This is a genomic window from Curtobacterium sp. VKM Ac-2889, from assembly GCF_015350855.1.
GTDB lineage: Bacteria > Actinomycetota > Actinomycetes > Actinomycetales > Microbacteriaceae > Curtobacterium > Curtobacterium poinsettiae.
This window is the reverse complement of the sequence record NZ_JADKSC010000001.1, coordinates 300,257-314,668: the sequence shown is the minus strand read 5'-3', so window position 1 is coordinate 314,668 and position 14,412 is coordinate 300,257. Positions and strand designations below refer to the sequence as shown.

16 protein-coding genes are annotated in these 14,412 nt (G+C 70.7%); 12 read left to right on the top strand and 4 right to left on the bottom strand.

The features are described 5' to 3' along the window. Positions 1-95 precede the first annotated feature (95 nt). Complete coding sequence (aspS, locus tag ITJ50_RS01550) at positions 96-1,436, bottom strand: aspartate--tRNA(Asn) ligase (protein ID WP_017888582.1); 1,341 nt, start codon at positions 1,434-1,436, stop codon at positions 96-98. A 171-nt stretch (positions 1,437-1,607) separates the two neighbouring features. On the opposite strand from aspS, the gene ITJ50_RS01545 reads away from it, so the two are divergent. Continuing rightward, entirely contained in the window at positions 1,608-1,946 is a 339-nt protein-coding gene (locus ITJ50_RS01545; protein ID WP_017888583.1) for a hypothetical protein, read from the top strand. Continuing rightward, positions 1,946-2,191, top strand: a complete 246-nt coding sequence (locus tag ITJ50_RS01540; RefSeq protein ID WP_152427343.1) for a hypothetical protein — start codon at positions 1,946-1,948, stop codon at positions 2,189-2,191. The genes ITJ50_RS01545 and ITJ50_RS01540 overlap by 1 nt, the downstream gene beginning before the upstream one ends. Here the strand turns inward: ITJ50_RS01540 and ITJ50_RS01535 are convergent. Beyond that, entirely contained in the window at positions 2,168-2,569 is a 402-nt protein-coding gene (locus ITJ50_RS01535; RefSeq protein WP_371830321.1) for a MerR family transcriptional regulator, read from the bottom strand. The genes ITJ50_RS01540 and ITJ50_RS01535 overlap by 24 nt on opposite strands. Positions 2,570-2,611: 42 nt before the next feature. Between ITJ50_RS01535 and ITJ50_RS01530 the strand changes: the two genes are divergently transcribed. The 6 genes from ITJ50_RS01530 (at position 2,612) to ccsB (ending at position 8,929) form a co-directional block, all read left to right on the top strand. Beyond that, positions 2,612-4,105: a SulP family inorganic anion transporter gene (locus ITJ50_RS01530; protein WP_017888586.1), complete on the top strand. Its 1,494-nt coding sequence runs from the start codon at positions 2,612-2,614 to the stop codon at positions 4,103-4,105. Between the two features lie 67 nt (positions 4,106-4,172). Then, the gene (locus tag ITJ50_RS01525; RefSeq protein ID WP_194589783.1) at positions 4,173-4,829 is read left to right on the top strand and encodes a histidine phosphatase family protein; all 657 of its coding nucleotides are present in this window, start codon (positions 4,173-4,175) and stop codon (positions 4,827-4,829) included. Beyond that, positions 4,826-5,452, top strand: a complete 627-nt coding sequence (locus ITJ50_RS01520; RefSeq protein ID WP_017888588.1) for a TlpA family protein disulfide reductase — start codon at positions 4,826-4,828, stop codon at positions 5,450-5,452. Before ITJ50_RS01525 ends, ITJ50_RS01520 begins: the two co-directional genes overlap by 4 nt. Before the next feature lie 45 nt (positions 5,453-5,497). After that, positions 5,498-6,196, top strand: a complete 699-nt coding sequence (locus ITJ50_RS01515; protein ID WP_042538234.1) for a cytochrome c biogenesis CcdA family protein — start codon at positions 5,498-5,500, stop codon at positions 6,194-6,196. Then, positions 6,180-7,904, top strand: coding sequence for a cytochrome c biogenesis protein ResB (resB, locus tag ITJ50_RS01510; protein ID WP_228499941.1), 1,725 nt, complete (start codon positions 6,180-6,182; stop codon positions 7,902-7,904). Before ITJ50_RS01515 ends, resB begins: the two co-directional genes overlap by 17 nt. Positions 7,905-7,909: 5 nt before the next feature. After that, positions 7,910-8,929 (top strand): c-type cytochrome biogenesis protein CcsB, encoded by a 1,020-nt coding sequence (ccsB, locus tag ITJ50_RS01505; RefSeq protein WP_042538230.1) that lies wholly within the window; start codon positions 7,910-7,912, stop codon positions 8,927-8,929. Between the two features lie 300 nt (positions 8,930-9,229). Here ccsB and ITJ50_RS01500 read toward each other — a convergent pair whose 3' ends face one another. Continuing rightward, positions 9,230-10,228 carry an o-succinylbenzoate synthase gene (locus ITJ50_RS01500; protein WP_140449000.1) on the bottom strand — a complete coding sequence of 333 codons (999 nt, stop codon included), beginning with the start codon at positions 10,226-10,228 and terminating at the stop codon, positions 9,230-9,232. Between the two features lie 119 nt (positions 10,229-10,347). Between ITJ50_RS01500 and ITJ50_RS01495 the strand changes: the two genes are divergently transcribed. From ITJ50_RS01495 to ITJ50_RS01480, 4 genes are read left to right on the top strand one after another with little or no spacing between them, the layout of a single operon-like run. After that, positions 10,348-10,887, top strand: coding sequence for a hypothetical protein (locus tag ITJ50_RS01495; RefSeq protein WP_140448999.1), 540 nt, complete (start codon positions 10,348-10,350; stop codon positions 10,885-10,887). Between the two features lie 31 nt (positions 10,888-10,918). Further along, a complete protein-coding gene (locus tag ITJ50_RS01490) occupies positions 10,919-11,848 on the top strand; it encodes a 1,4-dihydroxy-2-naphthoyl-CoA synthase (protein WP_017888615.1) in 930 nt (309 codons plus the stop codon). Then, on the top strand, positions 11,848-12,987 hold the full coding sequence (locus ITJ50_RS01485; RefSeq protein ID WP_194589782.1) for an AMP-binding protein: 1,140 nt from the start codon (positions 11,848-11,850) through the stop codon (positions 12,985-12,987). Before ITJ50_RS01490 ends, ITJ50_RS01485 begins: the two co-directional genes overlap by 1 nt. A gap of 37 nt (positions 12,988-13,024) precedes the next feature. Beyond that, complete coding sequence (locus ITJ50_RS01480; protein ID WP_194589781.1) at positions 13,025-14,026, top strand: 1,4-dihydroxy-2-naphthoate polyprenyltransferase; 1,002 nt, start codon at positions 13,025-13,027, stop codon at positions 14,024-14,026. A 37-nt stretch (positions 14,027-14,063) separates the two neighbouring features. Here ITJ50_RS01480 and ITJ50_RS01475 read toward each other — a convergent pair whose 3' ends face one another. After that, a complete protein-coding gene (locus ITJ50_RS01475; protein ID WP_017888618.1) occupies positions 14,064-14,399 on the bottom strand; it encodes a DUF4229 domain-containing protein in 336 nt (111 codons plus the stop codon). Positions 14,400-14,412 lie beyond the last annotated feature (13 nt).

Below are 14,412 nucleotides of genomic sequence, written 5' to 3'. Positions count from 1 at the left end.
CCCGCCCCGGCGCTGCGTGCGTTGCGTGCGTCCAGTGAGCAGAAGAGGTCGCCTCCGATTTCCGGAGGCGACCTCTTCTGCTCACTCGCTGGTGACTACGGGGTCAGGCGCGTCGGGCCACGGAACAGGTACGTGACCTCGCGGATCGACGGCTCACCGAGCATGAGCATCAGCACGCGCGCGAGGCCCATGCCGAAGCCGCCGTGCGGCGGGACGCCGTAGCGGAAGAAGTCGAGGTACCAGCCGAGCTCCTCCGGGTCGAGACCCTTCTCGACGGCCTGCGCCTCGAGCACGTCGACACGGTGCTCGCGCTGGGCACCTGTGGAGATCTCGGCGCCGTTGAAGATGAGGTCGTAGCTGTTGGTGACCGACGGGTCGCCGGGCTTCCGCATGTGGTAGTACGGCCGGATCGAGGCGTCGTACTCCGTGACGAAGACGAACTCGGAGCCGTGGTGCTCCTTCGCCCAGGCGGCGACGCGGCGCTCGCCCTCGGGGTCCAGGTCGCCGTCGGCGCGGACGACGTCGTAGCCGCTGTCGGCGACGATCTTGCGCGCGTCGGCCAGGGTCACGCGGGGGAACGGCGTCGCGGGGACCTGCAGCTCGAAGCCGAAGACCTCTTCGATGTCCTTGCCGTACTTCTCCTTGACGGCGGTGATGCCGGCGACCAGGACCGCTTCGTGCATCGCCATGACGTCCTCGTGGGACTCGATCCACGAGAACTCGGCGTCGACGCTGGTGAACTCGGTGGCGTGACGGCTCGTGAACGAGGGGTCGGCGCGGAAGGCGTCGGCGATCTCGAACACGGCACCGAAGCCGGCCGGCTGCGCCATCTGCTTGAAGTTCTGCGGCGACTGGGCCAGGTAGGCGGTGGTCTCGAAGTACTCGAGCTGGAACAGTTCGGCGCGCGACTCGGACGCCGACGCCATCAGCTTCGGGGTGTGGATCTCGATGTAGTCGCGGTCGACCCAGTACGTGCGGAACGCGTGCTCGAGCGTCGTCTGGATGCGGAAGATCAGGTTCTGCTTGCGGTTGCGCAGGTCGAGGAAGCGCCAGTCGAGACGCTTGTCGAGCGACGAGTCGTCGGCGATCGGGGTCTCCGGGATCGCGGCGCTCACCACCTGCAGCGCACCGATCTTGACCTCGAGCCCGCCGAGCTTCACGCGCTCGTCGTGCTTCAGCGTGCCGGTGACGTGCACGAAGGTGCCGTGCGCCAGGCCGGAGATCTCGTTGGTGGTCGCGAGCGCGGACTGTGCGGCGTCGTCGCCGTCCTCGGCCTCGCGCGTCGCCGGGTTCACGAGCTGGACGGCGCCGGTCTCGTCGCGCAGCACGACGAACTGCACCTTCTTCTGGTCTCGGACGGTCTCGACCCATCCGGCCACGGAGACGGGACCGTCGGGGAGGGCTGCCAGGTCGGCGATGCGGGTGCGTTCGATCACGGTGGTCGAGTCTAACCGCCTGCGTCCGGGGGCGTGGGCGGCAGCGCTCCTCCCTCAACAGGGCCGCCCGCGTCCGGCGTTCTCCACCGATGGCCGGGAGGCCCGTGGCGGCGTGCGAGGACTCCCTAGCGTTGTCGACGTGGCCGGGTCGCGGGACGAGAGGGGGACCGAGTGGGGACGGGGACGGGGGAGCTCGCGACCTGGCCGCCTGCGGCGGTCGCGGTGGTGGTGGCGGCGCTGTGCACTGCGGCGTTCACACTGCTCGCGGCGTTCGTCGGTGGGCTGTGGGCGGTCATCCGGTGGCGGCGGGACGTCGGGCGGGAGCAACGGGACCGCTACTGGGCGCGGTTGACCGTGGTGTTCGACCTGATCACCGCGGCCGAGGTCGGGCGTCGCGAGATCGGCCGGAATCTGGCGCAGGCGATGTACGACATGCAGAAAGTCCCCGCCGGAGAAGAACCCGCTGCAAGGGTGTTGGCGGAACTGTTCATCGAGAAGAGGAGACAGTGATGACGACTCGTCTGCGCCGTGCCTGGCGAGAGCTGGTGCGGAAGGAGGACACGGTTCCCGTGGAGCGGCCGTACATCGGTCCTGCGCCGGGCGAGAGCCCGTGGGACTGGGCGCAACGCGGGGCGATCGACTGGCAGCTCCATGTCGAAGAAGGGGAGCTGAAGCTCGAACTCGAGCGGCAGCGCATGCGTGCCAGGGTGCTCGCCGAAGACGGCGCGACGTCAGGGGAGCGACGCGCGGAGTGACCCGAGGGTGCCGATGAACTCCTCGGCCATGCCGGCGCGCTCGACGAGCTTCGCGTGGCGGGTGCGGGCGTCGTCCAGGTACGCATCGAGACGTGCAGCCAGCGCGGGTTCGTCCTCGGGGTCCTTCGCCGCGAGGGCGTCGACCACACGGAGCAGCTCGGCCATCTCGTCGAGCGTGAACCCGAGCGGCTTCATCCGGCGGATCACGAGCAGTCGTTCCAGGTCCTGCGCGGTGTACACCCGGAACCCGCCGGTGGTGCGGCCGCTCGGCACGAGCAGCCCGACCTCGTCGTAGTGCCGGATCGTGCGCAGGGACATGCCGGCGCGGTCGGCGAGTTCGCCGATGTGCATCGTGTCGGGGACGTCGCTGGTGCTCACGGAGCGCGACTCTACCCTCACGTGAAGGTAGAGTTCCGAACGATGTCCGTGATCACACACGCGCCGACGGCCCCGAGCGTCCTCGCCGCCCTCCGCTCGCCCCGCATGCTCACCCGGGAGGTCCTGGCCGGCATCGTCACCGCGCTGGCCCTCATCCCCGAGGCGATCTCGTTCTCCGTCGTCGCCGGCGTCGATCCCGCGGTCGGCCTCTTCTCGAGCGTCATCATCGCGATCGTGATCTCGATCGTGGGCGGTCGACCCGCCATGGTGTCCGCCGCCGCCGGTTCGGTGGCGCTCGTCATCGCGCCGCTCGTCCGACAGCACGGGATCGAGTACCTGGTGCCCGCGATCGTCCTGGGCGGGGTGTTCCAGCTCCTGCTCGGGTTCCTCGGGGTGGCGCGGCTGATGCGCTTCATCCCGCGCAGCGTCAACGTCGCGTTCGTGAACGCCCTGGCCATCCTCATCTTCACCGCCCAGCTGCCGAACCTGCTCGGCGACGACGTCCCGTTCATCGTCTGGCCGCTGACGGCACTCGGCATCGCGATCATCGTCGGGTTCCCGTTCCTGACGAAGGCGATCCCCGCGCCGCTCATCGCGGTGGTCGTCATCACCGGCATCACGATGGTGTTCAGCGTGGCCGTGCCGACGGTCGGCGACGAGGGGGCACTGCCGACGGCACTCCCCGGCTTCAACGGCATCGTGACGCCGTTCAGCTTCGAGACCCTGCAGATCATCGCGCCCTACGCGTTCGGCGTCGCGATCGTCGGCCTGATCGAGACGCTGCTCACCGCGCAGCTCGTCGACTCCATCACCGAGACCGGGTCGAGCAAGTGGCGCGAGTCGTGGGGCCAGGGCGTCGCGAACATCGCGTCGGCGTTCTTCGGGGGGACCGGTGGGTGCGCGATGATCGGCCAGACGGTGATCAACGTGAAGACCGCGGGCGCCCGGACGCGCATCTCGACCTTCACTGCCGGCGTCTCGGTGCTCGTCCTGACGATCGTGCTCCACGACCTCGTCGCCCAGATCCCGATGGCGGCCCTGACGGCGGTCATGCTCATGGTCTGCGTCGCGACCTTCGACTGGCACAGCATCCGGCCGCGCACCCTGCGGCGGATGCCGCTCGGTGAGACCGCGGTCATGCTCATCACCGTCGTGGTGGTCGTCGTGACCGAGAACCTCGCCACCGGGGTGCTCGTCGGTGTGGTCGTGGCGGCCCTGGTCTTCGCCCGACGGGTGGCGCACGTGGTGACCGTGGTGCGCGAGCCGGTCGACGACCGCACCGTGCGGTACCGGGTCCGCGGGGCGCTGTTCTTCGCCTCGTCGAACGACCTCGTCACGCGGTTCTCCTACGCAGAGGACCCGGAGCACATCATCATCGACATGGCCGACGCCCACGTGTTCGACGCGTCCACGGTCGCGGCGCTCGACGGTGTCGAACAGCGGTTCGCCAAGCACGGCTCGACGGTCGAGGTGGTGAACCTCAACACGGGGTCGATCGCGCTGCACGGACGGCTGTCCGGAGAGCTCGGCGGCTGAGTGCTTCCGCATCCGGTGAATCTCCTGAGGGGGCGGTGGGAACCGCGGGCGACCTACACTGGAACCCATGCCCGCGACCCGTCTCCACCTCGTCCGGCACGGAGAGGTGCACAACCCGGGCCGCGTCCTCTACGGCCGGCTCCCGGGCTTCGGGCTGAGTGAGCTCGGCGCGCAGATGGCCGAGGCTTCCGCGACCGCCTGGAAGGACGCCGGCATCGACGTCCGTCGGGTCGTCGCGTCCCCGCTGCAGCGCACGCAGGAGTCCGCCGCGCCCTGGTCGGCGGCCTACGGGCTCGACGTGACGCTCGACGAGCGGCTGATCGAGCCGACCAACCGCTACGAGGGGCAGCCCCCCGGGTTCACGAAGCGCTCGCTCGGCCGTCCGGCGGAGTGGCCGTGGATCGCGAACCCCCTGCGCCCCAGCTGGGGCGAGGCGTACGAGTCGATCGCGAACCGCATGCTCGCGGCGATGACCACGGCGTGGGAGAGCGTCGACGAGGGCGACGTCGTCCTGGTCAGCCACCAGCTGCCGATCTGGATGGTCCACCGGAAGCTCGCGGGGGAGCCCCTGTGGCACGACCCGCGCAAGCGTCGCTGCGACCTGTCGAGCATCACCACCGTCGAGCGTGTGCCCGCCACGTCGAGCGGTCGGTTCACCGAGGTCGGGTACGCGGACCCCGCGCAGGAACTGCGCGCGACCGCCGTCGACGAAGGAGCAGTGTGAAGACCACGACCAGCAGGAAGCGCATCGCGACGATCGCGGCGACGGTCGTCGTGGCCGCCCTCGCCCTGGCGGGGTGCTCGACGGACAACAGCGACCTCGCGAAGCAGTACGGCAACGGCACGACCCAGAACTACATCTCCGGCGACGGCGCGGTGACGGAGGTCTCCGCGAAGGACCGCACCGACCCGGTGACCTTCCGGGCCGAGGACTCGAACGGCGACACCGTCTCGTCGAAGGACCTCCGGGGCAAGGTCGTCGTCCTGAACTTCTGGTACGCCAGCTGCCCGCCCTGCCGTGCCGAGGCGAAGTACCTCAACGAGGTGCACGACGAGTACGCCGACTCGGACGACGTCGCGTTCATCGGCGTCAACGTCCGCGACGAAGCAGCGACCGCGGCCGCCTTCGAGCGCACCTTCGACGTGCAGTACCCGACCGTCCTCGACCAGCGCACGGGCACGATGCAGCTCGCGATGTCCGGGCAGATCGCGCCGAACGCGGTGCCTGCGACGATCGTCCTCGACACCAAGGGGCGCGTCGCTGCCCGCGTCCTCGGTGCGGTCGACGGCACGGGCATCCTGAAGACCCTGGTCAGCGACGAGCTCGACGCCGGCAAGGCCTCCTGACCCGTGGCCTCCAACCCCTTCGCCGACGCGATCCTGAGCGGCCAGATGGCCGTGGCGCTGCCCGTGGCGGCGCTCGCCGGGCTCGTGTCGTTCCTGTCCCCGTGCGTGCTGCCGCTCGTGCCTGGGTACCTCGGGTACGTCGGCGGTGTCGCCGAGGGCGGGCAGCGTCGGGGTCGTGTGGTGCTCGGTGTGCTGCTGTTCATCGTCGGGTTCACCGCGGTGTTCGTGGCGTACACGACGGTGTTCGGGGCACTCGGCTTCTGGCTCGTCCGCTGGCGTGACCTCATCACGCAGGTCCTCGGGGTCGTCGTCATCGCGATGGGCCTGGTGTTCGTCGGACGGTTCACGTTCCTGCAGCGCACCATCAAGCCCAGCTGGACCCCCGCGACGGGGCTGCTGGGCGCACCGCTGCTCGGCATCGTGTTCGGCCTCGGCTGGACGCCGTGCCTCGGCCCGACCCTCGCGGCCATCAACCTGCTCAGCGTGCAGTCGGGCAGTGCCTGGCAGGGCATGTGGCTCGGTGTGGCGTACTGCCTCGGGCTCGGCATCCCGTTCGTCCTCGTCGCGCTCGGCGCCGGCTGGGCCACGGGAGCCATCTCGGCGGTGAAGCGTCACATGCGCACCGTCAACATCATCGGAGGAGCGATCCTGATCGTCATCGGTCTGCTCATGGTCACCGGAATCTGGTCGGCCGTCATGTCGAGCGTCGGGGCGGTGATCCAGAGCTTTGTCCCCGCGGTCTGACCCGAACGAGCACATCCCGACGGGTGCAGGCGACGGAGCCGACACCGCTTCGGACCCGCAGCGACCGTCCGACCACGTCGACGGCTCCGGCCCCACCGACGGCGGCGTCAACCAGCCGAAGCTCGGCTTCGTCGGGTACCTCCGGTTCTTCTGGCGGCAGCTGACGAGCATGCGCACGGCGCTGTTCCTGCTCATGCTGCTGGCCCTCGCGGCGATCCCGGGTTCGCTCGTGCCGCAGCGCACCGCCGACCCGAACGGCGTCGTGCAGTACAAGGCGGACCACCCGCAGCTCTTCCCGGTCCTCGACAAGCTCCAGGTCTTCGACACCTACACCTCGGTGTGGTTCTCGGCGATCTACCTGCTGCTCTTCGTCTCGCTCATCGGCTGCATCGTGCCCCGCACGAAGCACCACTGGCAGGCCCTGCGCACCCGTCCGCCGAAGACGCCCGCGCGTCTGACGCGACTGGCGGGATTCCGCACCGTAGTGGTGCAACCGGACGCGATGATCGACGGCACCACCGGGATCGACCCGGCCACGGGCCTCCCGTCCGCCGAGCACGCGGTGACGCGCGCGATGGCGATCCTGAAGCGCTCCGGGTACCGCGTCGAACGGTTCGGCGACTCGGTGAGCGCGGAGCGCGGCTACCTGCGCGAGACCGGCAACCTGGTGTTCCACTCGGCCCTCGTCGGGGTGCTCCTGGCGGTCGGTGTCGGCGGTGGCTTCGGCTTCACCGGTCAGCGTCTGCTGGTGGAGGGCCAGACGTTCTCCAACGTGCTCGGCTCGTACGACTCGTTCAACCCCGGGCGCTGGTTCCAGCAGACCGACCTCAAGGGCTACAACCTGACCCTCGACAAGTTCGTGACGAAGTACGAGGAGCGGAACCTCGACGCCCTCGGCCAGGCGCTCGACTACTCGGCCACCGTCACGAGCACCGAGAAGGGCGGCGAGCCGAAGACCAGCCGTCTCGGCGTGAACGACCCGCTGCACGTGGGCGGCACCAACGTCTACCTGCTCGGCAACGGCTACGCGATGCAGGTCACGGTGCGCGACGGCGACGGCAACGTGGCGTTCAAGGACGTCGTGCCGTTCCTGCCGCAGGACGCGAACTACACCTCGCTCGGCGTGATCAAGGCCCCGGACGCCAAGCCGGACCAGCTCGGGATCCGCGGGTTCTTCTACCCCACGGCGGTGAAGAACGCGAGCGGCGCCTACACGTCCTCGTACCCGGACACCGAGAACCCGCTCCTGACGCTGCAGGTCTACACCGGCGACCTCGGCCTCGACGACGGCGTGCCGCAGAGCGTGTACACGCTCAACACCGGCGGCCTGAAGCAGATCGCCGGCACCGACGCATCGACGGCGAGCCTCGCGCTGAAGCCGGGGCAGACGAAGAAGCTCCCGGACGGTGCCGGGTCGATCACGTTCGACGGCGTCAAGCGGTACGTCTCCCTCGACGTGCACCACGACCCGTCGCAGCTGTGGGTGGGCGGGTTCGCCCTGCTCTCCACCCTCGGTCTGCTCACCTCGCTGTTCGTCCCGCGCCGTCGCGTCTGGGTGAAGGTCGTCCCGCGCAAGGACACGCAGGGCGGCGAGTACGACCTCGAGTACGCCGGCCTCGCACGCGGCGAGGACCCGAACCTCGAACGGGCCGTCGCGGACATCGCACAGCGCCACACGTCGGACCTCGGAGTTAGGATGCCCCAGTGAACGACATGACCACGAACCTCGCGACCTACTCGGTCGTGCTCACGTACTCCGCGATGGCGGTGTACGTGGTCGCGTTCATCTCGTTCGCCCTCGACATGGCCAAACGCTCCGGCGAGGTCACGGCCGCCGCGAAGAACGCGGGCGCCGACGACAGCTCGGCGGGTGCGGCGAGCGCTTCTTCCGCACGCGCGGCGAAGACCGTCGCGACCGTCCGGGGCGGCACCGTCGTGCTCGAGCAGGTCGCCGCGCCGCCAGTGGGCGGTTCGTCCGGCCGCAGCACGAAGTTCGAACGTGTCGGCATGGCGATGACGATCCTCGCGCTCGTCCTGCACGTCGCCTCGGTCGTCCTCCGCGGCATCGCGGCCGACCGTGTCCCGTGGGGCAACATGTTCGAGTTCTCGCTGACGGGCACGGCGCTGATCACGCTGATCTTCCTGCTCGTGCAGTTCTGGCAGAACCTGAAGTTCCTCGGCGTCTTCATCACGGGCCTGACGATCATCCTGCTCGGCATCGCGACGGTGAACTACTGGGTCCCCGTCGTCCCGCTGCAGCCGGCCCTGCAGTCGTACTGGCTCGTCATCCACGTCTTCGTGGCGATCTCCGGCACCGGGTTCTTCGCGCTCGGGGCGGGGCTCGCGGTGGCGCAGCTCGTGCAGACGTACCGCCAGGGCCGCACCGCCTCCGGCAAGCTCCGCTTCATGGCGACCCTGCCCGACGCCGACCGGCTCGAGGTCCTGACCTACCGCGTCCTGCTCGTCGGCTTCGTCCTCTGGACCTTCACCCTGATCGCCGGTGCGATCTGGGCCGAGCGTGCCTGGGGTCGGTACTGGGGCTGGGACACGAAAGAGGTCTGGACCTTCATCATCTGGGTCGTCTACGCGGGCTACATCCACGCCCGTGCGACCCGCGGCTGGCGCGGTGCGCGGTCGTCCTGGCTGGCCTTGATCGGCTTCGCCGCGGTGATGTTCAACTTCTCGGTCGTGAACGTCTTCTTCAAGGGCCTGCACAGCTACTCGGGTCTGTGAACCACACCGGTCGCTGAGGCGGCCCTGGTCGTGACCACGGCCGGACGGGAGGCACGGTGCCAGCTGGCACCGCGCCTCCCGTCCGTCGTTCGGTCGCGTCCACGGACAGGAAGACGCCGTCGTGTCGGCTGGACGCCGCGTCCTCGGCGAGACGCCGCCGTTCCCAGCGGCGTCTCGCCGACTCGGCGGCGCCGAACGGAGACGACGGCGTTCTGCGGAGACGACGGCGTCTTGCGGAGACGGCGGCGTCTTGCGGAGACGACGGCGTTCTGCGGAGACGACGGCGTCCCGCGCCCGGAGCTACTCGGCAGCAGCTGCGGCCAGCACGGTGTGCACACGTGCCACCCGCTCGCGCCACCACGCGGTGCGTTCCGGCGACGCGGCGTACCGCTCGACCAGTTCCGCCGCGACGTCCACCCGACGCACGGGCACGCGGCCGTCCACCGGCAGCAGGGGCTCCGCCGTCACGTCCCCGGCGAACATCGCCGCCGTCCCGAGGCCCGCGGCGTACCCCGGGGTCATCGCCGCGGCGGCCAGGAACGCCCCCATCCCGAGTCCGACCGACGTGTCGAGCGCACTCGAGACGACGCACGGCAGCCCGGCGTCGGCGATGACCGCGCCCGCCGCGGTGATGCCCCCGAGCGGCTGGGCCTTGACGACCAGGACGTCGGCGGCACCGGCCCGGGCGACCGCGAGGGGGTCGCTCGCCTTCCGCACGCTCTCGTCCGCGGCGATCCGTACCCCGAGGCCGGCGATCCGCGTCCGGAGCTCGGCGAGCTCGGGCACCGTGGCGCAGGGCTGCTCGGCGTACTGCAGGTCGAACGGTGCGAGCCGCTCGAGTGCCGCGGCTGCCTGCTCGACGCTCCACAGCCCGTTCGCGTCGACGCGGACGGAAGCATCGGACCCCATCGCCCGGCGGACGGCCGCGACACGGGCGACGTCGTCGTCGACGGTGGTGCCGGGTTCCGCGACCTTGACCTTCGCGGTGGCGCAGCCGGGGTAGCGGGCGAGCAGGTCGGCGACGTCGTCGGCGGCGATCGCCGGGACGGTGGCGTTGACCGGCACGGAGTCGGCGGCCGGCTCGTGGTCGGTCCACCCGAAGTCGACGGTGGCGCGCAGCCACGCCGCTGCCTCGGCGTCGTCGTACTCGACGAACGGCGAGAACTCCGTCCAGCCTGCGGGGCCACGCAGCACGACCGCCTCGCGCGTGGTGATGCCGCGGAACCGCACCCGCATGGGCAGGGCCACCACGTGCGCGTCGGCGAGGAGTTCGGCGAGGTCGGGGAGCACGTCCGCCATCCTCCCACCGCACCCAGGTCGCCCGCCGGTTCCTCGGAGGGGACCGCCAGGGCAGGGCACTAGCATGCATCGGTCGGCTCCGGTCGGCGAGGGGAACGACCCGGAACGAGGGAGGCTCGGTGGCGGTGGATCCGCGGCAGCGCGCAGCACAGCAGCGGGCAGCACAGCGCCAGGCCGACCCGTCGAGCGCCGGCGCTCGTCCGGCAGCCCGTTCGGCGTCTGCAGCCCGTCCGAGCGCGGATGCCCGACCCGCGGCGAACCCGTCCCGAGCGACGGCGCGTCCGACAGCCGGGTCCGACGACTTCGCCCGGCTCATGCAGCGCAACACCGTCGACGTGCGGCAGGCGGCCTCCAAGAAGCGCCGCAACCCCGTCGTCGGCAAGATCGCCCTGGGCCTCGCCGTGGTCTCCGCTGCGGTCGACGCCAGCGCGTTCGCCGTGTTCATGGGCGGTGACACGAACTTCGCGTTCGGCATCTGCTTCGTCGTCGTGTTCCTGACGCTCATCGCCGCCGTGCTCGGGTTCGTCGCCGCCGTCGGATCCTTCGGCCGCTGGTACGGCGCCATCGGGGTCGTCCTGGCGTTCTTCGCGAACCCCGTGATCCTCATCGTGATCATGGTGTTCGTCGCGCCGGAGCTCCTGACCGACATGGGCGCCTGACCCGGCAGACGCCCGGCGGTACGTTGGGGGCATGGCTGCTCCCGTCTCCGACCTGTTCGACCCCGACGTCTGGACCACCGCTCCGATCGCGGAGCAGTTCACCGACATCACGTACCACAAGCACGTCTCCAAGGGGATCGTCCGTGTCGCCTTCGACCGTCCGGAGGTCCGGAACGCCTTCCGCCCGCGCACGGTCGACGAGCTCTACCGCGCCCTCGACGACGCACGGCAGGACCCCCGTGTCGGTGTCGTCCTGCTCACGGGCAACGGCCCGAGCCCGAAGGACGGCGGGTGGGCGTTCTGCTCCGGCGGCGACCAGCGCATCCGTGGACGGAGCGGCTACCAGTACGTCGGTGACGAGGGTGCACCGCCCGAGGGCGTCGACCCCGCGGCCGCGCAGGCGTCGATGGGGCGGCTCCACATCCTCGAGGTCCAGCGCCTCATCCGGATGATGCCCAAGGTCGTCATCGCGGTCGTCCCCGGCTGGGCCGCCGGCGGTGGGCACTCCCTGCACGCCATCTGCGACCTCACCATCGCGAGTGCCGAGCACGGCAGGTTCAAGCAGACCGACGCCGACGTCGGCTCGTTCGACGGCGGGTACGGCAGCGCCTACTACGCCAAGCAGATCGGGCAGAAGTTCGCCCGCGAGGTCTTCTTCCTCGCGCAGGAGTACTCCGCCCAGCGCGCCTACGAGATGGGTGCGGTGAACGCCGTGGTCCCCCACGAGGACCTCGAGCGTGAGGCGATCCGCTGGGGCGAGATCGTGCTCGGCAAGTCCCCGACGGCGATCCGGATGCTCAAGTACGCGTTCAACGCCGTCGACGACGGCATGGTCGGTCAGCAGGTCTTCGCGGGCGAGGCGACGCGGTTGGCGTACGGCACCGACGAGGCGGTCGAGGGTCGCGACTCGTTCCTCGAGAAGCGCGCTCCCGAGTGGACCGCGTTCCCCTGGCACTACTGATGCCCCGTCCGCTGGTCGCGACCGGTACGTCGGACCCGTCGGCCGTGCTGCGCGCCCTGGAGGCAGCGCTCGCCGGCGGCCCCGCGCTGCTCCCCGTCGCCGAGGGGGCTCCGGCGCTGCCGAAGGCACCTCCGGCCGAGGTCCGGCAGGCGGTCGCCCTGGTGGTCGAGACGAGCGGGTCCACCGGGACCGGCAAGCGCGTGGCGCTGTCGTCCGAGGCGCTCCTCGCCGGTGCGGCGGCGGCCGACGCGGCGCTCGGTGGTCCGGGACGCTGGGTGCTCGCGCTGCCGACGCACTACATCGCCGGCCTCAACGTCCTGACCCGCTCGATCACCGCCGGCACCGAGCCCGTCGTCGTGGCACCCGGGCACTTCGCGGCCGCCGCGTTCACCGAGGCGGCCGAACGGCTCGTCACCGGTCCGGCCGCGCCCCGTCGGTACACCTCGCTGGTGCCGGTCCAGCTCGCCCGGGTGCTCGACGACCCGGACGCCACCCGCGCCCTCGCCGGGTTCGACGCGGTCCTGGTCGGCGGACAGGCGACCCCCGCGCCGCTCCGGCAGCGCGCGCACGACGCCGGGGTCCGGATCGTGACGACGTACGGCGCGAGCGAGACGAGCGGTGGGTGCGTGTACGACGGCGTCCCGTTCGGCACCGTGCGCACCGCACTGGTCGACGACGAGCTGCACCTGGCCGGGCCGATGCTCGCCGAGGGGTACCTCGACGACGACGACCGCACGGCATCGGCCTTCGTCGAGCGGGACGGGCTGCGGTGGTACCGGACCGGGGACACCGCGACCCTGTCCGGCGGGGTCGTCCGCGTGCTCGGACGCCTCGACGACGTGGTGATCTCCGGTGGCGAGAAGGTCCAGCTCGGGGCGGTCGAACGGCTCGTCCGGGGGCTGCCCGGGCAGCAGAGTGCCGTCGTCGTGCGGCGCTCGGCGGGGGAGTGGGGCGAGGTCCCCGTCGTCGTCACCGAGCAACCGCTCGACCCGGACACCGTGCGTGCCCACGTCGGAGCAGCCCTCGGCCGTGCCGCCCGGCCGGCCGACGTGGTCCTGGTGGACCGGATCCCGATGCTGGCGTCCGGCAAACCCGACCGGCGGGCCGTGCAGGCGCTCGTCGACCCGGCAGGGCCGTAGGGGCGAGCCAGCGGGCGCCGCATCGGCAATAAGATCGGTGCTCGTGGCACGAACGAAGAACTCGACGCAGAAGCAGGGCCGGTCCGGCAACCCGGCGAAGGCCGCTGCCCCCGCCCGCACCAAGCGGAAGGCGACCGCACGCGACTGGATCGGCGGCGCGCGTCTGCGCACCCTGACCCTCGGCGTCGTCCCGGTCGTGCTGGGCACCGCCGTCGCGTTCGTCGACAGCGGTGAGCCCGGGGACTTCGGCGACTACCTGGCGAAGGGCAGCCACCTCGCCGTCGCGCTGCTCGCCCTGGCCGTGGCGCTGTTCCTGCAGATCGGCGTGAACTACAGCAACGACTACTCCGACGGGGTCCGCGGCACCGACGAGTACCGCGTCGGACCCGCACGGCTCACGGGTGCCGGGCTGGCCAAGCCCCGGACGGTGCTCACGGTCGCCCTGACGTTCTTCGGCCTGGCAGCCGTCGCCGGCCTGGTCATCGTGCTGCTCACCCAGCTGTGGTGGCTGCTGCTCGTCGGGGCCGCCGCCATCGTCGCCGCCTGGTTCTACACGGGCGGCAAGAAGCCGTACGGGTACAACGCCCTCGGCGAGGTGTTCGTGTTCGTGTTCTTCGGACTCGTCGCCGTGCTCGGTACGCAGTTCGTGCAGATCCGCGAGGTCACGCTGAGTGGCTGGGCCGCCGCGGTGGCCGCCGGGTTCTTCGCCTGCGCGGTCCTGATGGTGAACAACATCCGCGACATCGACGAGGACCAGCTGGCGGGCAAGCGGACGCTCGCCGTGGTCGTCGGTCGTCCGGTCGCCCGCGTGCTCTTCGGCCTGTTCCTGATGCTGCCGTACGTCGTGCTGCTCTGGTTCGTGCTGCTGTACTTCCGCACGGGCTTCACGTACTTCTCGCTGCTGCTGGCGCTGCCGGCCCTGGCGATCGGGGTGTCGTCGCGGAAGCCCCGCGAGCTCATCACGGCGCTGCAGCTGTCGTCGTTCGGGTCGCTCGCCTTCGGCGTGGTGCTCGGGATCACCCTGGCCGTGCAGCCGTAACCGTTCCGGCTCCGACCTGACGACCCCGTGCCCGGGGTCAGTCGGCGTCGGCGTCCCGGCGTGCTTCGTGCCGGTCCGCGTCGGACACCGGACGGACGACGGGAGCGGCTGCGGCATCCGAGTCGGCGGCGTCGACGAAGTCGTCCTCGAAGTCCGAGTCGGCGTCGCGCTCGGGGACGCCGCGGCGGTTCGCCAGGCTCAGGGCGACCTGCGTGCGGAGTCCGGACAGTGCGATGTACGAGATGAGCAGACCCACCAGGGCGGCGATGATCGTCGCCCAGTACCACTTCAGCGGCGTCAGGAGCAGGAGGAGCACGAGCGCCACCACGAAGATGCCGAGCCGAGCCAGGGTGTACAGGAGCCACGCTTTCACACGGTGAGTCTAC